At 46.2% G+C, this 22693-nt stretch carries 18 protein-coding genes and 1 tRNA gene; 7 read left to right on the top strand and 12 right to left on the bottom strand.

Translation table 11 applies throughout. The features are described 5' to 3' along the window. Positions 1 to 18 precede the first annotated feature (18 nt). The 5 genes from xni to queF form a co-directional block, all read right to left on the bottom strand. Entirely contained in the window at positions 19 to 789 is a 771-nt protein-coding gene (gene xni / locus QWZ05_RS09285; RefSeq protein ID WP_264874961.1) for a flap endonuclease Xni, read from the bottom strand. Positions 790 to 868: 79 nt separating this feature from the next. Continuing rightward, entirely contained in the window at positions 869 to 2227 is a 1359-nt protein-coding gene (gene ppnN, locus QWZ05_RS09280; protein ID WP_264874962.1) for a nucleotide 5'-monophosphate nucleosidase PpnN, read from the bottom strand. 183 nt (positions 2228 to 2410) lie between these two features. After that, positions 2411 to 3976, bottom strand: a complete 1566-nt coding sequence (locus QWZ05_RS09275; RefSeq protein WP_290298098.1) for a diguanylate cyclase — start codon at positions 3974 to 3976, stop codon at positions 2411 to 2413. A 223-nt stretch (positions 3977 to 4199) separates the two neighbouring features. Then, positions 4200 to 6461, bottom strand: a complete 2262-nt coding sequence (locus QWZ05_RS09270) for a tetratricopeptide repeat protein (protein WP_264874964.1) — start codon at positions 6459 to 6461, stop codon at positions 4200 to 4202. A gap of 11 nt (positions 6462 to 6472) precedes the next feature. Continuing rightward, the gene (gene queF, locus QWZ05_RS09265; RefSeq protein WP_264874965.1) at positions 6473 to 7318 is read right to left on the bottom strand and encodes an NADPH-dependent 7-cyano-7-deazaguanine reductase QueF; all 846 of its coding nucleotides are present in this window, start codon (positions 7316 to 7318) and stop codon (positions 6473 to 6475) included. A gap of 110 nt (positions 7319 to 7428) precedes the next feature. Here queF and syd point away from each other — a divergent pair, with 110 nt between their 5' ends. Together syd and QWZ05_RS09255 are read left to right on the top strand one after the other, a co-directional pair. After that, complete coding sequence (gene syd / locus QWZ05_RS09260) at positions 7429 to 7974, top strand: SecY-interacting protein (RefSeq protein WP_264874966.1); 546 nt, start codon at positions 7429 to 7431, stop codon at positions 7972 to 7974. A 3-nt stretch (positions 7975 to 7977) separates the two neighbouring features. Then, on the top strand, positions 7978 to 8754 hold the full coding sequence (locus tag QWZ05_RS09255; protein ID WP_264874967.1) for a Zn-ribbon-containing protein: 777 nt from the start codon (positions 7978 to 7980) through the stop codon (positions 8752 to 8754). A 160-nt stretch (positions 8755 to 8914) separates the two neighbouring features. Here QWZ05_RS09255 and QWZ05_RS09250 read toward each other — a convergent pair whose 3' ends face one another. Genes QWZ05_RS09250 through metN form a run of 3 tightly spaced genes read right to left on the bottom strand, consistent with a single transcriptional unit; the run spans position 8915 to position 11466 of the window. Continuing rightward, positions 8915 to 9724: a MetQ/NlpA family lipoprotein gene (locus QWZ05_RS09250; RefSeq protein WP_290298097.1), complete on the bottom strand. Its 810-nt coding sequence runs from the start codon at positions 9722 to 9724 to the stop codon at positions 8915 to 8917. A gap of 40 nt (positions 9725 to 9764) precedes the next feature. Then, entirely contained in the window at positions 9765 to 10442 is a 678-nt protein-coding gene (locus tag QWZ05_RS09245; protein WP_264874969.1) for a methionine ABC transporter permease, read from the bottom strand. Next, positions 10432 to 11466, bottom strand: coding sequence for a methionine ABC transporter ATP-binding protein MetN (gene metN / locus QWZ05_RS09240; protein ID WP_290298096.1), 1035 nt, complete (start codon positions 11464 to 11466; stop codon positions 10432 to 10434). Before metN ends, QWZ05_RS09245 begins: the two co-directional genes overlap by 11 nt. A 216-nt stretch (positions 11467 to 11682) precedes the next feature. Here metN and gmhB point away from each other — a divergent pair, with 216 nt between their 5' ends. Beyond that, positions 11683 to 12234: a D-glycero-beta-D-manno-heptose 1,7-bisphosphate 7-phosphatase gene (gmhB, locus tag QWZ05_RS09235; RefSeq protein ID WP_290298095.1), complete on the top strand. Its 552-nt coding sequence runs from the start codon at positions 11683 to 11685 to the stop codon at positions 12232 to 12234. A 70-nt stretch (positions 12235 to 12304) separates the two neighbouring features. On the opposite strand, the gene QWZ05_RS09230 is transcribed toward gmhB, so the two are convergent. Both QWZ05_RS09230 and QWZ05_RS09225 read right to left on the bottom strand, forming a co-directional pair. After that, positions 12305 to 12964 carry a D-Ala-D-Ala carboxypeptidase family metallohydrolase gene (locus QWZ05_RS09230; protein ID WP_290298092.1) on the bottom strand — a complete coding sequence of 220 codons (660 nt, stop codon included), beginning with the start codon at positions 12962 to 12964 and terminating at the stop codon, positions 12305 to 12307. A gap of 114 nt (positions 12965 to 13078) precedes the next feature. After that, a tRNA-Tyr gene (locus QWZ05_RS09225) sits at positions 13079 to 13163 on the bottom strand. A gap of 352 nt (positions 13164 to 13515) precedes the next feature. Here QWZ05_RS09225 and QWZ05_RS09220 point away from each other — a divergent pair. The 3 genes from QWZ05_RS09220 (at position 13516) to QWZ05_RS09210 (ending at position 20094) form a co-directional block, all read left to right on the top strand. Further along, entirely contained in the window at positions 13516 to 14592 is a 1077-nt protein-coding gene (locus QWZ05_RS09220; RefSeq protein ID WP_264874973.1) for an efflux RND transporter periplasmic adaptor subunit, read from the top strand. Between the two features lie 2 nt (positions 14593 to 14594). After that, positions 14595 to 17705, top strand: coding sequence for a vibriobactin export RND transporter permease subunit VexH (vexH, locus tag QWZ05_RS09215; protein WP_264874974.1), 3111 nt, complete (start codon positions 14595 to 14597; stop codon positions 17703 to 17705). Positions 17706 to 18054: 349 nt separating this feature from the next. Beyond that, a complete protein-coding gene (locus tag QWZ05_RS09210; protein WP_264874975.1) occupies positions 18055 to 20094 on the top strand; it encodes a methyl-accepting chemotaxis protein in 2040 nt (679 codons plus the stop codon). A gap of 90 nt (positions 20095 to 20184) precedes the next feature. Here the strand turns inward: QWZ05_RS09210 and QWZ05_RS09205 are convergent, their stop codons facing one another. Continuing rightward, positions 20185 to 20499, bottom strand: coding sequence for an ArsR/SmtB family transcription factor (locus QWZ05_RS09205; protein ID WP_264875465.1), 315 nt, complete (start codon positions 20497 to 20499; stop codon positions 20185 to 20187). 170 nt (positions 20500 to 20669) lie between these two features. Here QWZ05_RS09205 and QWZ05_RS09200 point away from each other — a divergent pair, with 170 nt between their 5' ends. After that, complete coding sequence (locus QWZ05_RS09200) at positions 20670 to 21656, top strand: permease (protein ID WP_290298088.1); 987 nt, start codon at positions 20670 to 20672, stop codon at positions 21654 to 21656. 42 nt (positions 21657 to 21698) lie between these two features. On the opposite strand, the gene QWZ05_RS09195 is transcribed toward QWZ05_RS09200, so the two are convergent. Further along, positions 21699 to 22298: a YitT family protein gene (locus tag QWZ05_RS09195; protein WP_264874977.1), complete on the bottom strand. Its 600-nt coding sequence runs from the start codon at positions 22296 to 22298 to the stop codon at positions 21699 to 21701. Positions 22299 to 22693 lie beyond the last annotated feature (395 nt).

Here is a 22693-nt window from a genome sequence, read left to right as displayed (position 1 = left end):
AAAATCTGTCGTGTTGGGTCAATCTTGCGTAAAGCGAATATCTTGTAGGTTAAAGCCAAGCTCAATATCGGTTTTTAACGCCGATACCTGTTTAGAAACCCGTGCTGACTCGATATGTTCGTCGAACTTCTTACGATACTTGTTGGCAAGATCTTCGGCGGCATAGGCGGTTTCAATATCGGGGTAGAGATCCAGGATTTCTTTGGCGGCCTTTGGCCCGATCCCCGGAATGCCGGGCACTTGGCTAGAGCTAACGCCAGTCAGTCCCCAGTAATCGGCAAGTTGACTTGGCTTTACCCCAAACTCTTTTTCAATAAACGGTTCATCTAGCCAGCGATGTTGGAAGTAATCTCGAATTTGTAATGTCGGAGAGAGCAGTTGGCAATACCCTTTATCCGTCGAGATAATGGTGACCTTTTCGCCGTGACTGGCCACTTTAACGGCCAAGGTTGCCACAAGATCATCCGCTTCATCTCCGTCGGAGAGCAGTGAATCGATACCCAATTCCCACCAAGCTTGCTGAATACTGTCTAGCCCTTGCAGTAGAGGCTCTGGCATTGGCTTTCGATTGGCTTTGTAACCCGGTAGGATTTCAGCGCGCCAGCCTCTGTCTTGCAGGTGATGATCAAACACCGCAATGATGTGAGTTGGATGACTCTCATTGAGGATACGCTGCAGTGTTCGCCCTGTGGTGGTGATGGTTCTTGCGATATCGGTAGGGTCTGGCTGAGCGGAATGCACTCGGCGAATAAGATTTAAAGCATCGATGATCACAAGATGAAGGGACATAATATTCCAAAAAATAAGGGCTTAACTCAGCCCTTATTTTAATCAATGCCATCAATATTGCTAGGTAAGATTAAGTCACTTAAGTGGTGATTTTATAACATGGCACATAGGCTGTACCGCCGGGGAGCTTCATGCGACCCTGCTCGACAAAATCTTGTAGCAATTTATCCATCTTTTTCATCAGCTCTTTGTCGCCGTTGAGTTCAAACGGGCCGTGGCGCTCAATCTCTTTGATGCCTTCCGCTTTGACATTACCAGCAACAATACCAGAGAACGCCTGACGTAGGGCGGCTGCGAGATTTTCTGGACGTTGATTGAGGTGCAAGTCGAGAGCCGCCATGCTTTCGTGGGTAGGATCAAACGGGAGTTGAAACTCTGGAGCAATTTTCAGTGACCAGTTGAAGCTGTACGCATCGCCATTGTCTTTACGATGATCGCGAACTTGGGGCATTGCTCGTTTCATTATGCGCGCGGCCTCTGCTGGGTTATCGATCACTATCGTGTAGCGCTTTTGCGCTTCTTCACCTAATGTATCACCAATAAATCGGTCGATAGAACGGAAGTACTCTTCACTCTCTTTTGAGCCAGTGAGAACAATCGGCAGAGGCTGGTCGGCATTATCAGGGTGCATCATGATCCCTAAGATATACAGCAACTCTTCGGCTGTTCCGGGGCCACCAGGGAAAATGATAATACCGTGGGCCATGCGCACGAAGGCTTCGAGACGTTTTTCGATATCGGGCATGATCACCAATTCATTCACGATAGGGTTTGGTGGCTCTGCTGCAATAATCGAAGGCTCTGTGAGGCCAAGATAGCGCTGCTCGGTGTAGCGCTGCTTGGCGTGACCGATAGCAGCTCCCTTCATTGGCCCTTCCATTGCCCCCGGACCACAACCAGTACAAATATTCAGCTCACGCAGGCCGAGTTCATTACCCACTTCACGCGTATATTGATATTCCGTTGGGTTGATTGAGTGACCGCCCCAACAAACAATTAGGTTCGGGTCGATGCCCGGAGTTAACGCCCCCGCATTGCGCAAAATCCCAAACACTAGATTGGTAATGTGCACGGCATTGGTTAGGTTTAGGCGTTGGTTATCAGCAAGGTGCATATTGACGTAAACAATATCACGCAGCACCGAAAACAGGTGCTCTTGGATACCTTTGATGATTTCACCATCAACAAAGGCATGCTCTGGCGGGTTGGTTAGCTCAAGCTTGATGCCTCGCTCACGTCGCACTACGTTGACATCGAACGATTTGTGTTTATCGAGCAGCTCTTTTGAGTTGTCTGTATGGCTACCCGAGTTGAGTACCGCTAACGTACAATTACGATAGAGCTGGTATATCTCACTGGATGCGGTTTTTTTAAGGCGCTCGACTTCAAGCTGAGAAAGCAGATCCATACTGCCCGCAGGGCTAATGATAGTATTCATAGAACCTCCTTTGAGGTATTCCCCATTGAATTGTTTGTTGTTTTTTATTCTTTGTTTTTATAACGGTGTAGTGTCACACCTCTATAACAACCTATATCACACTGGTATAAGTTGCAAAGATGTGAACACACTAATTCGGTGCGGGATGTGAGGTTTAGCAGGATTTTTTCGCTTGATTGGCGATTATTTCCACACGACTTGTTGTGGGCCGAGTCTTTTTGCTTCAGCAAGATGGCGCAGCAGGCGCTCCATCACTTCTTCTGGTGAATCAGAGTCTTTAAACGCGGTGCTGGAAACGGACACGGTAATAGAGATTTGCTGATCTTTAAATTTGAAAGGCAGTTTAGAGATTGCCGCTTGAATACGTTTGATCAGTTCATGGCAATCGTTGTCAGAGCGGTTTGGAAGCAGAAGGGCAAACTCTTCACCACCAAAGCGCCCCAGGATGTCGGTGTCGGCAAGCTCGGTAGAAATAGTACGCGCGATAATTTTCAGTGCTTTGTCACCAGCAGTGTAGCCAAAGCTGTCATTGAGCGCTTTAAAGCCGTCTATATCGAGCAACGCAACACGCAGAGGCTCTTGGGAGCGGACCCAGCGACGGTATTCAAGCTCAAGGTGATCATTATACGCGCTGCGGTTATACACTTTGGTCAATGGGTCAAGCAATAGACGCTTTGATTGGTCATCTAATCGGCGGCGATGGTCTTGTGTCTGTTCAAAGAGCGATTGAACCTGACCTTTGCTGTAGTTCATCTGCTCAATCAAGCTTTGTTCACGCTGCTCGGCCAGTTTTAGGCGCTCAGAGAGTGAGTTCAACTGTGAGACCATGCTAGTCATGTTCCCTTTCAGTTGTTCAAACGAGCCAGCGTTCTCTATGCAATGCTGAGACTTACTCGCCAGAAGATCCAGCTCGCGGTTCATCTCTTTGCGTTGCTCTAAATAACTGTGCTGCGTTTCAATACTCTGTGTACTGCTTTTGAGTGAAGAGGCCAGTGTTGTATTGACCTGTTCTAAAAATTGCTCCGAAGATTTACGCTCAAAATGGGTACCATCAATGACCAGTTTAAGAACTTGGAGAGTGAGTTCAAGTAAGCTCTCAGTACTCACACCAATCAATAGCTTAGCGCGAATATCAAACAGCAGCTCACCAGACTCCCCTTCAAAGTCGAGCTCAGTGATTAAATGTTGCAGCTCACTAGAGAGGCGCATCAGTAGCTCTCTGTCAGCGGCATTTTCTAAATCTTGAATCGCGACATCAGGGTTAGACGTTAGGATTTTTATCGAGCGTTGGTAGAGTTCTAGCAGCGAGCCCGCCAGTTCGAGCTTAATACTGAAAGGAGAGGCAACTTGACCAAGAAGTTCTCGCAAGTCTCGCTTGAGCTTCATTGGCAGGCCGGGAACTCGCAGGAGAGTTTCACCACAACGGATAAACTCACTCGAAGCATGCTCTTCGCGTTTGTTGGTGTCGGTAATTTGCTGGCGTAGCTGACGTTCGATGACCGCAAGTTGAGGCACCAGTTTACTGATGTCCTGCTTTTGCTCCATCGCATAGCGCAGCTCCCCTAAAGCCCGACGTAAAGAATCAGAATCGGTGTGGCATGCTTCCGTTAGGGTAATGATGGCGCGTCTTAATACAGTGAGTTCACGAGTCGTTTTGAAGCTACTTTCACGCTGAGAGAGGCGAGCCTCTTCCAGTTGATGCTTCAACTTGTGAATTTCTGCTTGAATGTCGTGTTCTAAAACGCCCATTTATATAACTACTGCTTAGCCTAATTATTTACTGCCCTGAACGCTGTTGAACGGACGTTGATGAGAGCCCAACTCAAAGGTATCGGAATATCAGAATGTTACAATAAGTTGTTAGCAATGCTAAAAACTCGAAAATTCATAATACATCAGTTATTTAGTAATCTATCGATAATAACATTTCTGCATATTGAGTCACTGACTCTTTTTATATATCGGCAGATTATTAATTAGCTTTAAGTAATTTTTTGATGTTGTCCTCATTCTTGCAAGAAGAATGGACTTTAATCAGCCCTTGGTTTATCGCCATTTTACACGCGGCACGCACATTACCACGGCCCATACTCGCCGCGGGCGCATTATCGATGGCTTTAAAATAGACCCATTGACTGGATTGCTCTTTCATACTGATATTTCGCGCAAAGCTCGCCGACATCAACAATATATCGAGGAGCTCTTTATCATCTACTGCCGTATAAGCTCGCGGTAGGAATGGGTAGTCTGCGATACCTACTCGTACTGTGCGGTTAAGAGTTTTATCGACCTCAAACTCGTTAATCCACGTTTGTACTTTGTTGAACAGGTCTTCAGGTGTCAGCTCTTGCTCTGATTTAGGTTCAATGTAAAGCAAATTGGCATCAGAGTAGTGATATATGCGGGCTGGTGCTTCGACCCTATTATTCATATAGGCGCCGAACGCTTGCTCTAATTCAAGGCCTGCTTTATAGCCATGCTGCAAATAGAGGTTACGCAAGAAAGGGACATCAATTAATACAAAGTGCAGCCGATCGCTAAGGGGCTCATTAATCAGCTCCCCGACATTCCATTCCATGAGCCCTTTTTGGTTCATCGGTAGGTTTTTATTCAGCATTCGCAGGTTGCTCAAGCCAGAACGGGTATGACTAAACAGCTCTTTGTTGACGATGGTCAATTGCTGTTTTTGACGTTGCAGCACCACGCCACGGCGTGAGAACCAGATCAGAAGCAGCATAAAGGTGACGATTAATCCCATAGTCACACGGCGATAGGTCACGAGCTCATGGTTGATTTCCACCAACTCTTGCTGCTGCCCCTCGAGGTGGAGGGTTTTTTCTACGAACTCTTTCTGCTGACGAAATGCTTCTTCGTTAATCAGGTTCAATGACTCTTGCAGAATATTGTTGATGCGGTTGTAGTGCTTGAGGTGCAACAGCGCAAAGTCAAAGTTCTTTTGGCGCTCGAAGCCCATTTGTAGCAGTAGATGTGCATTCGCTTCTAGCTCAAGGTCTTCCGTTTGTACTGCAATGTCGAGTGCTTGCTCTGCGTATTCAACCACTTGGTCATTTTCAGCCTGATGATAAGCGAGCCCGGCCTGAAGGAGCAGAGATCGACCTTTCATCGCGGGTATATCTGTGTAGCGCAGCAACTCTTGCGCACGCTTTAAGTATTGTTCACTGAGTGAGTAGTTGTAGAGTTGAAGATATGTTGCTGCCAGTGATAGGCGAATATCAATCACGTTCTCTACATTGCTGCCATTGCGCTCTTGGTCAAGGACATTGAAATAGTGCACTAATGCCAGGTTATAACGACCCTGTTGGAAATAGACATCACCCATCATTTTTAACAGCTTGATAAGCTTTGGCGAGGCTTGATAGCTCCCGTAAAAATCAGCGGCTTGCGAAAGGTGGTCGAGCGCTTTATCAAGCACCTTACGCTCATAGAACAGGTTGGCGAGGTAAGTGTTCACTATCGCTAACTGCGCACTGGAGTTTTCTTCTATCGCTTTCCAATAAGCCATCAATAGCGAAGACAGTGAGCGGTTATACAAACGGTGCTCTAGATAGTGCTTACCCACAGTTGTATGAAACTCGATAAAGATACGCGGGTTGTTTGAGCGATCAATGTACGGCTTTATTGCATCATACAGGGCTTGAGCACGCTCAAGGTTGTTCTCGGCTGACGCAATCGCCGCCTCGAACATAGTCAGTTTATAGTTGATGCCTTTGGCAAATTGCTCGGAGTTGCGAATGGCTAAATAGTCTTGTCTCAGGCCTTCAAGCGTGTTTTTGGCTTTTTGCGTGTCGCTATCGGCTTGCCATGTTAGGTGCGTCTGTAAAATGCGCACATCGATGTTGAGAAAGGGCAGTGTGTATTGTTGGGTAAGTTCAATCGCCTCATTGAGGTATTGATTGGAAGCATGGTAATTACCCAGGTTAAACTCCGCCTGCGCAAGAATTTTCAGCGCCTCAACTGAACTGTTTGGCGAACGAGTATCGGCACTGCCGTCACGATTGACCATATTCATGTTGGTTTCAGACGTAAGCCTGCGCTGACTAAGGAAGTTCTTAGTCAAATCTTTGGACTGCTGCGGAATGATATCCACCAGCCCTTCGGCTTCGCGTAGCAGAGGCGATGAGTAAATCTCAGCTTTCGCACTGTGACAAACAAGCACAAGCAGCAGAGTGAAAACACTCCATAGAGAGGTGAAAAGACGCCCTTGTCTTACCATGCTTAAAGTTCCTACTGACGTGCCATGCGTGCGTTGTTGAGTGGTTGTGCTGTGACGTTTGAACGGAATGGGTTGATGTCTAACCCACCACGACGTGTATAACGCGCATAGACAGTCAGTTCAGTCGGCTGGCAGTATTTCATGATGTCAGTGAAGATACGCTCGACACACTGTTCGTGAAACTCATTGTGTTCACGGAAAGACACCAAGTAACGAAGTAAGGCTTCACGGTTAATTTTTTTGCCGGAATATTGAATTTCAACACTACCCCAATCAGGTTGGTTAGTGATCAGACAGTTCGATTTAAGTAGGTGGCTGTGCAGTTGTTCAGAGACTACCTCGCTGCCAGTTGCGTTTTCTATCAGTGTCGCATCAAAGTCATAGCTATCGATTTCAATGTCTTGGTCATCAATGCATTCGCCGAGCATGGTCACAACCGGGGTTTGAGTGAAAGACTGAACAGGTAAAATGTCGACACTGACTTCTCCACCAGCACAGGCAGAGAGATCTTTGCTCAGCTGTGCTTGAACATCATCCCAACAAGCAAAGCGGGTCTGATTGTAGCTGTTTAGGTAAAGCTTGAATGATTTAGACTCGATAAGGTTTGGGCTGGTGGCAGGAATAGAGACATTGCCAATCGCAACTTGTGGCAAGCCTTTGCTATTGAGCCAAGAGAGTTCGTAAAGTGTCCATACATCACAGCCTTGAAATGGCAGTGAATCACCCAGTTCGAGGTCATCACGGTTTAAGCTGCGAGGAACAGGTTGAAGAAGGCTTGCATCATACTGGTTAGCGTATTCGGTTTTTTGACCTAGGGTCAGACTGGCAAGTTCTTTAGCGTCAGAATATTTGCTCATACTTTACGTCAATTTCAATTAGAATAGCGGGATTTTACGAGATACCAGAGGCGCTGTCATCTTATGATCGCCCTAGGTATGACACGATCAGCAAATATCCGGAGTAGGGAATGGCACAAACCGTCTTGGGTGCTTTACAGGCATTAAATGTACGCTATCAGCAAGCGTATCAACAGAAACATCAGTCGTTGCCAAAAAATGAAGAGCTCGCTGATTTAGTCTCTCCTTGTGTGGTTGGGAAATCCGGTGATAGCGTGATTTGGCAAGCGGTGACACGTGATGTGCCGGCCGATTTTTCTAATGTTGAAAATGCCATAGAGTTGACCTTAGAGGACGATGTTAAGGCATTCTTTGGCAGCCAATACAGTGCTGATATCGAAGCGACATATCAGGGCAATGAGCTGACGCTTATCCAGGTTTGGAGTGATGAAGACTTTACTCGCTTGCAGGAAAATATCTTGGGCCACCTTGTTATGCAGCGCCGTTTAAAGCTCAAACCTACGCTGTTTATCGCTGCAACAGACGATGAAATGAAAATCATCTCTATCTGTAACCTGACAGGGGAAGTTATCTTGGAGCGTATCGGTACAGATAAACGTACTGTGCTGGCAGATAATGTGGTGGAGTTTCTCAATCAACTAGAGCCGAAGGTATAAACTGTGTTTGTTGTTGAACTGCAATTTGAGTGTTTTGATAACACAACGGTATCGGCCGTCGATAAAGCGATTAATGGTTTGATGGATGCGCTGCGCTATAACGGTCAGGTGTTGGGGCGTGAGTTTCCTATCACCATGGGTGAGGGCGAGTTTTATGTACGCGTTGTGTGTCCAGAAGAAGATAGCCTGCACCCAAGTAATCACTCTGACTTTGTAAAGGTTTGTTTGCAGCGCTTGTCTGAGGCGTGTTTATTATCACCGAAAATGCGCTTGCTTGGTCGCGACTTGAACTCAGAGCAGAGTGCTGAGCCGGAGCAACCAAGCTGGCAAGTGCTTTATACAACATATGTCCACACATGCTCTCCGCTCAGAAGCGGGGAAGACCTGCTACCTATCCCTCTATATCGCAACCCGCCAACCCTAAATGGTGACCACAAAGCGGTCATCAAGTGGCAAACTGAGTGGCAAGCGTGTGATGAAATTCAGATGGCGGGAGGCTGCCGAGCAGAGCACGCCGCGCTGCATGAAATTTGTGATACTGACAGTGTTCTATTTCGTCGCGGCTGGGATCTGCGTGGCCGTATCGAGTTCATCACCAAAGTCCCGACCTATTACTATCAATACCGAGTCGGTGGCAAGTCTCTGGCAGAAGAGAAAGCACGCAAGTGCCCTAAGTGTGGCGGTGAGTGGCTACTAGAAGAGCCGCTTCACGATATTTTCTACTTTAAGTGCGACGACTGCCGAATTGTCTCCAATATCTCTTGGGATCACTTAAAGTAATTTCATCGCCAGCCCGTCATCTGAGAACCACAGTCACCTGACAACAGTCTGTATTGGATGGTGACCTTCATCCTGATGAATATCAGGATCTACTCCTCACAACCACCCTACAAAAAAGGGGCTGATGCATTCACATCAGCCCCTTTCCAGTAATCAGAAATTACCAACCTTTAACCGCACCACCTTGGAAGATCTCAGAAGCTGCCGTGTACACTTCTTCTGTTTGGTACGCTTTTACAAAGTTTTGTACGTTTTCAGCATCAACATTGTCTTCACGTGCCACGATTAGGTTGACGTATGGAGACTCTTTGCCTTCAACAAAAACACCATCACGCTCTGGAGTTAGGTTGATTGAGCTTGCGTAAGTGGTATTGATGATAGAAAGCGCCACGTCGTCAAGAGAGCGAGGAAGCTGAGCTGCGTCTAATTCAAGAATAGTTAGGTTTTTCGGGTTCTCGGTAATATCACGAACGGTTGCAAGTAGGCCAACACCTTCGCGAAGAGTCAGCAGGCCTTGCTGCTCAAGAAGTATTAGTGAACGGCCAAGGTTTGTTGGATCGTTTGGCACGGCAATACGTGCACCGTCTGCAATCTCGTCAACCGATGTCACTTGCTTAGAGTAACCTGCAATCGGGTAAACAAATGAGTTGCCCGCGATAGTCAGCTTGTAACCACGGTCAGCCACTTGCTGATCTAGGTATGGTTTGTGCTGGAATGCGTTTAGGTCAATAGAACCATCATCCAGTGCTGCGTTTGGCGTTACATAATCAGTAAACGTCACCAGTTGTACGTCTAGGTCGTATTTTTCTTTTGCAACTTTCGCCGCAACTTCCGCAACTTGTGCTTCTGCACCAGCCATCACACCCACTTTGATTTTGCTTGTGTCGACTTCTTTGTCACCACAACCAGTAAGAACGATTGCAGACGCAGCTGCTGCAATTGCTAGAAGGCTTTTTACATTGAATTTCATGACTCTCTCCTTGTAAATGTAATTTGTTTTAAGCTTTGAATTAACGGTGGTCAACGCGGCGAACAAGCGCGTCACCAATAGATTGAATGATTTGAACCAGCACAATAAGCATCACAACTGTCACTGCCATGATCACCACATCATAACGGTGGAAACCGTAACGAATTGCCACATCGCCTAGGCCACCGCCACCGACGGTTCCAGCCATTGCCGAGTAGCTCACGAGTGTCACTAGCGTGATCGTGACTGAGTTGAGGATGGTCGGCAGTGCTTCAGGGAGCAATACCTTAGTGATAATTTGTGTTGGCGTTGCGCCCATTGATTGAGCGGCCTCTACCAGTCCAGTCGGGACTTCCAATAACGCACTTTCGATAAGACGAGCTACAAATGGGATTGCGCCAATGGTCAGTGGGACGATAGCCGCCGTTGTGCCAATGAAAGTACCTACCAACAATTTCGTGACTGGGATGATCGCCACCATCAAAACAAGAAACGGTACCGAGCGACCGATATTGACGATAGCCCCAAGGATGGCATTGAACTTAACGTTCTCAAGCAAGCCACCTTTTTTGGTCGTGTGTAAGATAACGCCTAATGGGATGCCAACAGCAAAGCCAACAATGCCAGCAACAGCCACCATGTAGATGGTTTCCCAAGTGGCACCAAGCAGTAGGTCGCTATTTAGGCTGAGCCATTCTGATACGCTATTAAAGGACATAACCAAGTACCTCGACTTTCACTTTGTGTTGCTTTAGATATTCGATAGCTGCATTGTCATCCGCTTCGCTACCAAAGAGCTCAGCGACCATCATGCCGAACTTCACGCCGCCAGCGTAGTCAAGGTCTGAGCTTAAGATGCTGACATCGATATTAAATTTACGTGCGATTTGGCTCATTACAGGGGCATCGACCGTTTCACCAGTAAACTCAAGACGCACTAGAGGGTAGCTGCCTTCTACGCGGCTCTCTTGTAGGCGTACTTGATAATCTTCTGGGATCGTCAGATCGAGTGTTGAGCGAATAAATTCATGGGCAAGCTCTGTCTTAGGGTGGGCAAAAATGTCGCCGACAGTGCCTTTCTCGACTAATTCACCACCACCAATAATCGCTACCTCATGACAAATGCTTTTGACCACATCCATTTCGTGAGTAATCAATAGGATAGTGATGTTCAACTTACGGTTGATTTCCCGTAGCAGTTCTAAAATCGATTGTGTGGTTGCTGGGTCAAGTGCGCTTGTTGCTTCATCGCACAGTAGCACTTTCGGATCAGATGCGAGTGCACGAGCAATCGCCACACGTTGCTTTTGGCCACCACTTAGGTTTGCTGGATAGGTTTCATGTTTATCTGCCAAACCGACTAAAGCTAAAAGCTCAGTCACCTTGCTGCTGATGTCTTGCTTACTGGTTCCTGCAAGCTCAAGAGGCAGAGCAACGTTGTCAAATACGGTACGTGAAGAGAGTAGGTTAAAGTGTTGGAAGATCATGCCGATATTTCGGCGCGCTTCACCAAGCTGGCTTTTGGTCAACTGGGTCAGATCGACACCATCAACAATGATTGAGCCGCTGGTTGGTGCCTCAAGCATGTTCACGCATCGGATTAAGGTACTTTTTCCCGCACCTGAAGAGCCGATCACACCAAAGATATTGCCTTGTGGGATCTGGAGATTAATGTCTTTAAGGGCATGGATCTCTTTCGCACCCTGGTAGAAAACTTTATTAACTTGATTAATTTCAATCATCGATAAACCTGTATACCGGTGTTGATAGTGAGTTATTTTGATCTACATCGCATTGAGTAGATGATGCTATTGGTTTCATGTTTTTAAGTCAATAGATATTTTTACGTCTAGACGTCCAAACGGTTAAATGTCCGGCTTTCAGACAATTTAGCCGTGCTCAAATCCGTAAAGCGTGCGATAATTAGCGCAATTCCTGAGTGAAATGAGAAACCTATTTTGGCGAAACCAGCAGTATTTTTAGACCGTGATGGTGTTATTAATGTAGACCATGGCTATGTTCATGATGAGCACGATTTTGAGTATGTAGATGGTGTCTTTGAAGCAGCAAAGAAATTCAAAGAGATGGGCTATATGCTTGTGCTGGTAACCAACCAATCAGGTATTGCGCGTGGTAAGTTTTCAGAAGACCGTTTTCTTTCACTGACGCAATGGATGGACTGGAATTTCTCAGATAATGGTGTCGAATTTGATGGCATTTATTACTGCCCTCACCACCCAGAGCATGGCCAAGGCGACTACTTACAAGACTGTGATTGCCGTAAGCCGAAACCAGGTATGTTTAACTCCGCCAAAGATTTCCTAAAAATCGACATGGCAAACTCGGTCATGGTGGGTGATAAAGCTGAAGACATGATGGCAGCTCAAGCGGCAGGTGTTGGCACAAAAATCCTTGTGCGTACAGGCAAGCCAATGACTGAAAAAGGCGAAGCTATTGCTGATGCCGTGCTAGACAGCATCGCCGACGTGCCAAGCTATCTTGCAAGCTAGATAAACACAAGACACTCAAACCGTTTCGATACGCTGTTCAAACGAGACGGTTTGGGGTGATTTCATCAGTCTACCAACTTCTATACCCACAGGTGTCGATATGAAATCGTACACCAGAATAGAGCCCCAGCCCCATACTATGCTCTCTGCCAACTTTATTGTATATCCTCATTAAAGCGCGATGTAACTCTGTGCGAGTTATCTCTTTTGCTGGGACAAGATCAAGCGCGCAAAACTCCATATGTTTACTTCTTGGTGCGCCCCCTGCCGATTGATTATATAAGGTGCTGCGTTTACCTGACACTGGGATTAGTGGCCCTAGCTCTGGCTCAACGTATTGTTGAATAAACTTTACGGTTCTAATCATATTTGGCACATTTTTCTCGGTCGGTAGAGTAAACAGCGAAGTACCATTTAAAACCCAATCAGTCCCTTGCAATAAAACCAGATGCAGAGGCATGGTTTTCCCATGTTTTTCATAAATGCCGGCATCAATAAATTGCTGATGTATCTCGTTTACCTGTTCAGTAATACCATTCATGATCACCCACCCGAGAAAAGCTGTTCGTGTAGGGAGTTTGAAACCACGCACTTCAACAATAAGATCGGCATACTCTAAATTGTGGTTATCTTCGTAGAGGGAAGCGTAGTCTTCGGCGAAGAGCTTTGCTGGCAGGCAAAGGCTAAAGATAAGCAAAGAGCGTGAAAGAAGAGTAAACAATAGATGCATAGACACTACCTTATGATCCGCTCGATGGGTGAGCTTAATTGATATAAGTGTAGATAGTGATTGTTCAGATAGCGAAAACGAAAAAAGCCAGCTCAATGAGCTGGCTTTCAAAGATGGTGGGGGGGGACGGATTCGAACCATCGAAGGCAGTGCCGGCAGATTTACAGTCTGCTCCCTTTGGCCACTCGGGAACCCCCCCAGGGGTTTTATAGTTTCATAAAGTTTAACTTTAAGAACTAAACTCTCGCAAGTTTTCCCAACGCTTTGCTTGAGTGCGGGGCGCATCATAGCAAACTCGTCTGGGCTGTAAAGCGTTTTCTTATGATTTTGAATCAAACGCTGTCTTTTTATTCAAAGTGGCGCAGTTTTTAGCGTAAACATGCAGTTATTCACCACTTTCCATCACTTTACACTGTAAGATCGAACCGCAATTAAGCACGTAATAGCTATTGTGGGCGCTATTTTTCATACATTTACATTCCTTGACGTTAATCGTCATGGAAAACCGTTACACTACTGAGAGATGTTCAATGATGGAACCTAGAAAAATAATGAACAAACCACTATTTATCGGACTCCTCTCCCTTTCACTAATGGCAACAACGCCAGTAGTTCAGGCGAGAGGGCCGGGTGCCTCTTCTATTACGGTTGTCACACAAGAAGTCGATGCGCACCAAGTCTCTCAATCTCTTACTTTGGTCGGTAAGCTTCAAGCGGAACAGTCTGTTGATCTTGCTTCAGAGGTAACGGGACGCGTAGACAAAATTCTCGTAAAGGCCAATAACTCGGTAAATCAAGGACAAGTGCTGATTGCACTTAATGATGATCGAGCACAAGCTACCTTGGCGGAAGCACAAGCGTATCTAAAAGATGAGCAGCGTAAGCTCGCAGAGTTTGAGCGCTTGGTGAAGCGCAATGCGATTACGCAAACTGAAATTGATGCGCAAAAAGCCAGTGTGTCGATTGCTCAAGCAAGACTTGATGTTGCTCAAGCTGATATGAATGATCACTATATCCGAGCGCCTTTTGCTGGCACAGTCGGCTTTATTGATTTCAGCCGTGGTCAACTCGTCAATCCGGGTGATGAGCTGATTTCTCTTGATGATTTGTCAGTAATGGAGCTCGACCTTCAAGTGCCAGAGCGTTACTTATCTCAAATTGACAAAGGCTTGGAAGTTATCGCAACCACGGCCGCGTGGGGCAACACTAAGTTCGAAGGTGAGGTGGTTGCTATTGACTCTCGCATTAACCAAGAAACCCTGAACTTACGCGTACGTATTCATTTCGTGAATTCGGATAATCAGCTTAAACCGGGTATGTTGGTCTCTTCCTTTATAGCATTCCCACCGATTTCTGCGCCGATTATTCCGGTACAAGCCCTGGAGTATTCAGGTACCAAACGCTACGTCTATGTCATCGATGACAGCAATAAAGCTAGTCGCCGTGAAGTTATCCTCGGCGCTCGTATCGAAAACGAGGTGGTGATCGAGGAAGGCCTCGATATTGGTGAGCAAATTGTCGTGCAAGGTATCGTTAACATGCGCGATGGTGCGCAAGTGACCATTTTAGGTCAGGAGCCAAGCGAACCTCGCTCTAAAGGTGGTAAACCAGAAAAGGCGGATAAATAACGATGTGGTTATCTGATGTTTCCGTTAAACGGCCAGTTGCCGCTGTCGTACTGAGCTTACTGCTGTGTGTGTTCGGCTTTGTATCGTTTACCAAGCTTGCGGTTCGCGAAATGCCGGATATTGAAAATCCTGTGGTGACCATTTCATCTCGATATGAAGGTGCGTCTGCAACGATTATTGAATCGCAAATTACTTCGGTATTAGAAGACCAGCTTTCCGGTATTAGTGGTATCGATGAAATTTCTTCAACCACACGTAACGGTATATCACGTATCACGATTACCTTTGATCTTGGTTATGACTTAAATACTGGGGTCAGTGATGTTCGTGATGCGGTTGCTCGCGCGCAGCGCTCACTTCCTGAAGAAGCCGATGATCCGATTGTTTTTAAAAACAATGGCTCGGGTGAAGCATCGATCTATATCAACCTAAGCTCATCAGAGATGGATCGTACTCAACTAACGGACTACATCGATCGTGTGTTGATGGACCGATTCAGCCTGATTTCAGGTGTGTCATCGGTGGATGTTTCCGGTGGCCTGTACAAGGTGATGTATGTAAAACTCAAGCCTGAACTGATGGCTGGGCGAGGGGTCACGACTACCGATATTACGCAGTCGCTGCGAAGTGAAAACCTTGAAAGCCCGGGCGGCGAAGTGCGCAATGATGCGATTACGATGTCGGTGCGAACCGCTCGCGCGTATAACACGCCGGAAGATTTTGATTATCTGGTGGTAAAGCGAGCTAGTGACAATACGCCAATTTACCTTAAAGATGTCGCAGATGTTTACGTCGGTGCAGAAAACGAAAACTCCACCTTCAAAAGTGACGGTGTGGTGAACGTCAGTATGGGGATTGTGCCTCAATCAGACGCTAACCCACTCGAAGTTGCACAACTTGTGCGTAAAGAAGTCGAAGATATTCAAAAGTTCTTACCTGACAGTACGCGCTTAGCGATTGATTACGACTCTACTATCTTCATCGAGCGCTCAATTGCAGAAGTGTACAGCACGCTGTTCATTACAGGTGGTCTGGTCATTCTGGTGTTGTATATCTTTATTGGCCAAGCGCGCGCGACACTGATCCCAGCAGTCACAGTTCCAGTATCACTGATTTCTTCGTTCATCGCCGCCTATTACTTTGGTTTTTCTATCAACTTAATCACCTTGATGGCGCTGATTCTGTCTATCGGTTTGGTGGTTGATGATGCGATTGTGGTGGTTGAGAACATTTACCATCACATAGAGCGCGGTGAAAAACCGCTACTTGCGGCTTATAAAGGGGCTCGTGAAGTCGGCTTTGCTGTTGTCGCAACAACACTCGTTCTGGTAATGGTGTTCCTGCCGATTTCCTTTATGGAAGGCATGGTGGGTTTGCTGTTTACAGAATTCTCGGTCTTGCTTTCAATGGCTGTGATCTTCTCTTCGTTGATCGCACTGACTCTGACGCCCGTTCTCGGTAGTAAGATCCTGCAAGCGAATGTGAAGCCAAATCGCTTTAATCGTTTTGTGGATCGCGTATTTAAACGCTTTGAAAATGGTTATCGCTGGGTATTAGTTCGAGCGCTGAAGTTTAAGTGGGCGGCACCTTTGGTCATTTTGGCCTGTATTGGTGGTAGCTACGGTGTGATGCAGCAAGTACCAGCGCAGCTTACACCTTCAGAAGACCGTGGTGTTGTGTTTGCTTTTGTTCGTGGCGCCGATGCGACCAGTTATAACCGCATGGCAGCCAATATGGACTTGGTAGAATCACGACTTATGCCATTGCTAGGTGACGGTTTTTTAAAGTCATTTAGTATTCAATCGCCAGCGTTTGGCGGCAATGCTGGCGACCAAACAGGCTTTGTGATCATGATTCTAGATGACTGGGATGAGCGAGACCTGACTGCTCAACAATCATTAGGAGAAATCCGCAAGGCACTTGCTGGTATTCCTGATGTGCGTGTATTCCCATTCATGCCAGGCTTCAGAGGTGGATCGAGTGAACCAGTCCAATTTGTCTTGGGAGGCTCTGACTATGCTGAGTTGAAAGACTGGGCTGAGTTATTGAAGCAACAAGCGGAAGAGTCGCCACTCATGGAAGGGGCTGAAATAGACTACTCAGAGAAAACGCCGGAGCTGGTTGTCTCGGTGGATCGCCAACGCGCTGCTGAATTGGGCATTGCAGTATCAGAGATCTCAAGCACTCTGGAAATCATGCTAGGTGGTAAGAAAGAGACCACCTATGTTGACCGAGGCGAAGAGTATGATGTTTATTTACGTGGTGATGAAAATAGCTTCAATAACGCTGCAGATTTGTCACAAATCTACATGCGCTCCGCTTCAGGTGAGTTAGTTACCCTGGATGCTCTCACACATATAGAAGAGGTCGCCTCAGCGACACGTTTATCTCACTACAATAAGCAGAAATCGGTCACGGTGAAAGCGAATCTGTCTGATGGGGCAACGTTGGGTGCTGCGCTTGATTTCTTAGATCAAAAGGCTATCGAGCAGCTGCCAAGTGACATCTCAATTAGCTATTCAGGAGAGTCAAAAGACTTTAAAGAAAACCAATCGAGTGTTGCCATGGTATTCGCATTAGCACTGCTGGTGGCTTATCTTGTACTTGCTGCGCAGTTCGAGAGTTTTATTAACCCATTAGTGGTGATGTTTACTGTCCCAATGGGGGTATTTGGTGGCTTCCTTGGCTTGTTCGTTATGTCGCAGGGTATGAACATCTATAGTCAGATCGGTATGATCATGCTTATCGGTATGGTAACCAAAAACGGTATCTTGATTGTCGAGTTTACTAACCAATTGCGGGATAAAGGAGTTGAGTTTGAACAGGCTATCATTGACGCCTCGGCTCGCCGTTTGCGTCCGATCATGATGACGGCGTTTACGACACTTGCTGGTGCGATTCCATTGATTCTCTCGACAGGGGCAGGCTATGAAAGCCGTGTCGCGGTCGGTACGGTGATCTTCTTTGGTATGGGTTTTGCCACACTAGTGACCCTGTTCGTGATTCCTGCAATGTACCGACTGATTTCCGTGAACACCCGTTCGCCGGGTCATGTTGAGGCAGAGCTTAATCTTGAAATCGATCACGATACCAAGGGACGTACTGCTCACTAACATACTCTCCGAGATTTGATAATGAAAACCGCTGCTAGCAAACATGTTAGCAGCGGTTTTTTATTGTTTGTACTACATCGGCATGCTGTTAATTAATTGATTGATTTGGCGGTTATCTAGACGGTTTTTTGTGGCAGACGCCTCATTTTAATAAAAGTGTCACCTTACATAAATATTATCAATGCCAGACGGACTGAGTCGTACTGTCTGCGTAAGCTATTACTTAAATCTATAATGCAAACAACTGTTTGCAGCCCATTCTGGCTCTTATGCATTTCGGCTTTGGTTTAGTTTTTCTAATTTCACGCGAAACCGCGTGCTGGTTTTGTCTATTCAAAATGGAAATGTCATGGCGCCTTCAAAAAGAAACAAAGAGAAACGCTCTATATCTTTGATTGGTTCGTTGAGTGTGATCTTTGGTCTAGTCATCGCTTTTTTTGTTGCACTGAGCTTACTAAGTGCCAACGGTCTTAATCAGGTCAAGCAGCAGTTTGACACCTTATCAGAGCGAGCGATGCCGCTGGCGATGAATAACGCCGCGCTCACTCAAGATGTTCTGGAGCAGTTAAAACTCCTTAATTATGGTACGCAGTTAGACTCTTCTCTTGAGCTAGAAAACACACGACAACGCATCAATGTGCTGAACGAGCGCAGTGATTTTCGCGTGCAAAACCTTTTTGAGATAGCAGAGCAACAAGAGGGTATTTTAAATACGCAGCAGCGCACTCTACTCGCCGAAAAAATTGTTGAGCTTCAGGCTCTAACGCAGAAAATTCTTGCCACACAATCTCAAGCTATTTTCATGAAAGCTCAGATTGATAAAGAGGTGACAGGGTTCCATTATGGCCTATCGTCGATTGGGCCGGAGATGAACCGTATTAGCTTATCGCTTGGCGGTGACAACCCGATGGTGGCTGATGCGGCAAGTCGATTCATTGCCAATGCAAGTTCAATGGAAAGCACATTCTTAACCTTGATGATGCAAGACGAGCTCGAGCGCGCGCAGAGTGAATATCGTGAAATGCGCAACCGAATTGCAGGTATTTCACTGGCCTATGATGACTTTGCTCAGTGGCTCCCAGAAATCAAAGAGTTCGCTAGTATGACGACTTCATATGACATGGTGATGCAAGGTTTTGAAGACAGCGGTGTTTTAGGCAAAATTTTAGACCGACTGGAGTTGATGGAAACCCAGGATGATGATTTAGCAAAGGCGGCAGTGTTGGCCGATGAAACGACATTGCTTCTGAGTGAGATCTCCGATACAGCGGCAAGTCTAATCGACTCAGGTCAGCAAGTAGTCAATGAGACCATTCAGCGCAATATCATCATGTTGATGTCGGCGACGGTTGGCTTGATTGTGATGGTCAGTACGCTGTTTTTTGTTCTGCGCCGTTGGATCAATCAGTCTCTCAAGAGTATTTTTAACCAGTTGATTAAGCTGACGGAGCACGATTTGCGTGGCCAGGCGGTTGTTGATGGGCCAACAGAGATTCGTGATATCGCGAGTAAGCTCAATCAGGTTGTCGACTCAACTCACTCTTCGATTGAAATCGTGACGCGTAACTGTGAAACCCTATATCAAACAGCCGAGATCAGTCACAGTGCTGCGGAAGAGACGCGCAATAGTTTGTCAGCCCAAAGCAGTTCGTTAGAGAGCATGGTGACGACCGTCACTGAGCTAGAAGCATCAATTAAAGAAATTGCTAACATGACCACCGAGTCATTCAATAACTCTCAAGAAGCAGAGGAGTTTGCGACGGTTGGCTTGGCTGCGATGGAAGATAATCGTGAGCGTCTGCAGCAGCTAGAAAACACGTTAAGCCGCAATGAACACTCGATGAATGAACTGGATGCGAAAGTCGGTCAAATCAGTGAAATGGTGGATTTGATTAGCGGCATCGCAGACAACACCAACCTATTGGCGCTGAATGCTGCGATTGAAGCGGCGCGTGCTGGGGATATGGGACGTGGTTTTGCCGTTGTTGCGGATGAAGTACGTAAGCTCGCGAGTGACACAACCGCGCAAACCAGCAATATTCGCCAAATGATGGAAGAGCTGATGGTTGCGGCACAAAGCTCACGCCAGTCAGTGACAGAATCACGTGAAGAGATGACGTTTGCTTTGGAGTCCAGCGAACGTGTTAAGAGCTCATTTGAGGATATCGAATCATCAATTAGCCAAATTCGTTTGCGTGTAGAGCACGTCTCCGCTGCAACAGAAGAGCAGCAGCGTGCGACTGCAGATGTGAGTCGCTCTATTGTTCACGTCAATGATCAGAGTGACAACTCGAACTTACAGTTGGCTTCATTGGTGGAAAGTGCCGAACAAGTGGCAGACATCGCTGGTCATCAGCAAGCGATGTTACATAAGTATGAGCTGAACTAAGTCAATGATATATCGTTAAATAGTAAAGGGAGAGAACGAATAAGTTCTCTCCCTTTTCGTTTTGGATACCGCAGTTCTGGATACCTCAGTTCAGGGTTTGCCTAAATCTTCAGAGCACTCTTCATCGATGCAGCACTCGTCTTGCAAAAATCCGATCACTGTATTGAGCTTTTGATACTCTGCCACACAGTAGAGGGTGCGTCCCTCACGACGTTGAGACAAGAGCCCAGCTGATGTCAGAGTCGAAATATGGTGAGAGAGGGTAGAGCCGGGGATCCCGAGCTTTTCTTGTAATCCACCTACCGCTATCCCTTGGTGCCCAGCTCTTACGACACTTTTATAAATACTCAATCGAGTTGGATGACCGAGCTCTTTGAGGGCTTTGGCTACCGCTTCTAACTCCATCTTATCCCCTACGTACAAATTCGATGTTTCTAGAATTATAGCTAAATTCATCCGAAACAGTCGCTTAAAATTTTATTTCGATATTTGTCGAAATAACTCTTGTGCACAAGGTTTATATTTCTATAATTATCGAAATATAAGGTGAGATTCTAGACAGTTTGGAGAAAATGATGAATCAACAATGGCTACACATGGCTCAAGAGGCGGCGGGGATGCTTGTTTTTCTCGCAGTGGAGTTGACCATACTCTTTTTGGCGATCAGTTACGTGGTCGGTGTATTACAGAGCTACTTAACACCAGAGAAAATTCAATCAGTGTTAAGCTCGCAAAATGGCAAAGGCTACTTGGTCGCGGCGCTGATGGGTTCGATCACACCATTCTGCTCATGCTCGACAATCCCTTTCTTGAAAGGGCTGTTGAGAGCGAGAGCAGGTTTCGGGCCTATGATGGTTTTCCTGTTTGCAAGTCCTCTATTGAACCCAATCATTATTGGCTTGTTTGTGGTGACCTTCTCATGGCAAGTGGCGCTGTTCTACTTCCTGGTGGCGATGTTGGTCTCTGTGGTTGCTGGCTATGTTTTAGAGAAGCTAGGCTTTGAACGCTATATTAAGCCAGAAGCTTATGAAAGTGAGTCTAAACCAAGTTGCTCCTCTTCAAGCAATTCATCGTGTGGTGATGAGCCAAAACCCGCAACGTCTTGCTGCTCTGGTAGTAAAAGTAACATCCCCGTTTCAACTTGGAGAACAAACCGCTGGGGCAAAATCTGGCTGGCAACATGGAAAGATTTTAAACAAGTCTTGCCTTATCTGATGCTAGGTATCGCCATTGGTTCATTCATCTATGGTTTTATTCCAACGGACTTTATCGCTCAATACTCAGGCTCAAATGCTTGGTATGCCATTCCCGTAGCAGCCGTGATTGGTATTCCTCTTTATATCCGTGCAGAGGCTGTGATTCCACTGAGTGCTGCACTGGTCAAAAAGGGCATGGCATTGGGTTCTGTGATGGCGTTGATTATTGGTAGCGCAGGTGCGAGTTTGACTGAGCTGATTCTATTGAAATCGATCTTTAAGAATCAAATGCTGGTGGCTTTTGTTGGAGTTATCTTGACCATGGCGGTAGGGGCTGGTTTGCTTTATAACGTGATGTTTGTGTGAGATTGAGAAGGGAAGATTAACTATCTTCCCTTCATTTTTACGCTATGAATAGCTGACGGTGTAGCGAGTCGGCTTATGATTCATACCCAACACCAAGTTCAATATCACTGCCCCCAGTACCGACAATCCAATCACCCAAGGCGTGACAAACAAACTCGATGCAATCAAAATCGCCGCATCAATCGCCATCTGGGTTTTACCCACTGAAATACCAAACTTATCTTGAACAAACAGACATAGCACATTAAAGCCGCCGAGGCTTGAGCGATGACGGAACAGAATCAGCATTCCTAAGCCCATCAGTAGCCCACCCGCAATGGCACAATAAATAGAGTTGATATGATCGACAGTGATCAGCAAATGTAGATGATCGGCAAAGATAGAGACCAGCCCGCCAGAAATTGCACTATTGATGGCAAAACGACGACCAAAGCGCTGCCACGCCATTAAGTAGAAGGGAATGTTGCATGCAAAGTAAAGCACACCGAATGTTAGAGGTATGATTTGCGATAGCAACAGTGCTAGCCCTGTTGTACCGCCCGTAAGAAGCTGCGCGTTTTGTAAAAAGAACACCCCCTGAGCTACCAAAAATGTTCCCGTGATTATCGCAATCCAATCTTCTTTATTTGTGTGCTTTTCCATGACGAATCCAGCTGAGCAATCTTGTTTGTTGTTTATGAAATTTTGAGCGCGAATAGTATGAGAAAGGAATAACGAAAAATAGGTCTGCAAATAAATTATCATGTCGATATGTCAGTGGATTTATACACACTGTAAACCGTAAAAGTTGACGATAACGTTGGACAAGAACTTAACGATGCTCGTTACGTACAAACTTGTCAGATGTCTATAAGAAATTACGAATTCTACGTCGCAATTAATCGGTCAAAAACGTACTATGGAGTCAGACTAAATGCGTACTTATTGCCAACATGAACAAAATCGAGGTTGAGTATGAGAAAACTGCATAATAAATTGTGCAGATACCTCTTTATGATCTAGATCAAGTTATGTAGAATGTGCGCCAAATCGATGAC

It is taken from the genome of Vibrio agarivorans, from assembly GCF_030409635.1.
GTDB lineage: Bacteria > Pseudomonadota > Gammaproteobacteria > Enterobacterales > Vibrionaceae > Vibrio > Vibrio agarivorans.
This window is presented reverse-complemented; position numbering and strand designations above follow the sequence as displayed.

Bases quoted from the DNA above. Each gene is read 5' to 3' on its own strand.
- QWZ05_RS09230 (WP_290298092.1), bottom strand. From the start codon at position 12,964: ATGCATCTATTGTTTACTCTTCTTTCACGCTCTTTGCTTATCTTTAGC.
- QWZ05_RS09205 (WP_264875465.1), bottom strand. From the start codon at position 20,499: ATGGAGTTAGAAGCGGTAGCCAAAGCCCTCAAAGAGCTCGGTCATCCA.
- ppnN (WP_264874962.1), bottom strand. From the start codon at position 2,227: ATGAATACTATCATTAGCCCTGCGGGCAGTATGGATCTGCTTTCTCAG.
- QWZ05_RS09195 (WP_264874977.1), bottom strand. From the start codon at position 22,298: ATGGAAAAGCACACAAATAAAGAAGATTGGATTGCGATAATCACGGGA.
- QWZ05_RS09275 (WP_290298098.1), bottom strand. From the start codon at position 3,976: ATGGGCGTTTTAGAACACGACATTCAAGCAGAAATTCACAAGTTGAAG.
- vexH (WP_264874974.1), top strand. From the start codon at position 14,595: ATGTGGTTATCTGATGTTTCCGTTAAACGGCCAGTTGCCGCTGTCGTA.
- syd (WP_264874966.1), top strand. From the start codon at position 7,429: ATGGCACAAACCGTCTTGGGTGCTTTACAGGCATTAAATGTACGCTAT.
- QWZ05_RS09200 (WP_290298088.1), top strand. From the start codon at position 20,670: ATGAATCAACAATGGCTACACATGGCTCAAGAGGCGGCGGGGATGCTT.
- QWZ05_RS09270 (WP_264874964.1), bottom strand. From the start codon at position 6,461: ATGGTAAGACAAGGGCGTCTTTTCACCTCTCTATGGAGTGTTTTCACT.
- metN (WP_290298096.1), bottom strand. From the start codon at position 11,466: ATGATTGAAATTAATCAAGTTAATAAAGTTTTCTACCAGGGTGCGAAA.
- QWZ05_RS09210 (WP_264874975.1), top strand. From the start codon at position 18,055: ATGGCGCCTTCAAAAAGAAACAAAGAGAAACGCTCTATATCTTTGATT.
- QWZ05_RS09245 (WP_264874969.1), bottom strand. From the start codon at position 10,442: ATGTCCTTTAATAGCGTATCAGAATGGCTCAGCCTAAATAGCGACCTA.
- QWZ05_RS09220 (WP_264874973.1), top strand. From the start codon at position 13,516: ATGAACAAACCACTATTTATCGGACTCCTCTCCCTTTCACTAATGGCA.
- xni (WP_264874961.1), bottom strand. From the start codon at position 789: ATGTCCCTTCATCTTGTGATCATCGATGCTTTAAATCTTATTCGCCGA.
- QWZ05_RS09250 (WP_290298097.1), bottom strand. From the start codon at position 9,724: ATGAAATTCAATGTAAAAAGCCTTCTAGCAATTGCAGCAGCTGCGTCT.
- queF (WP_264874965.1), bottom strand. From the start codon at position 7,318: ATGAGCAAATATTCTGACGCTAAAGAACTTGCCAGTCTGACCCTAGGT.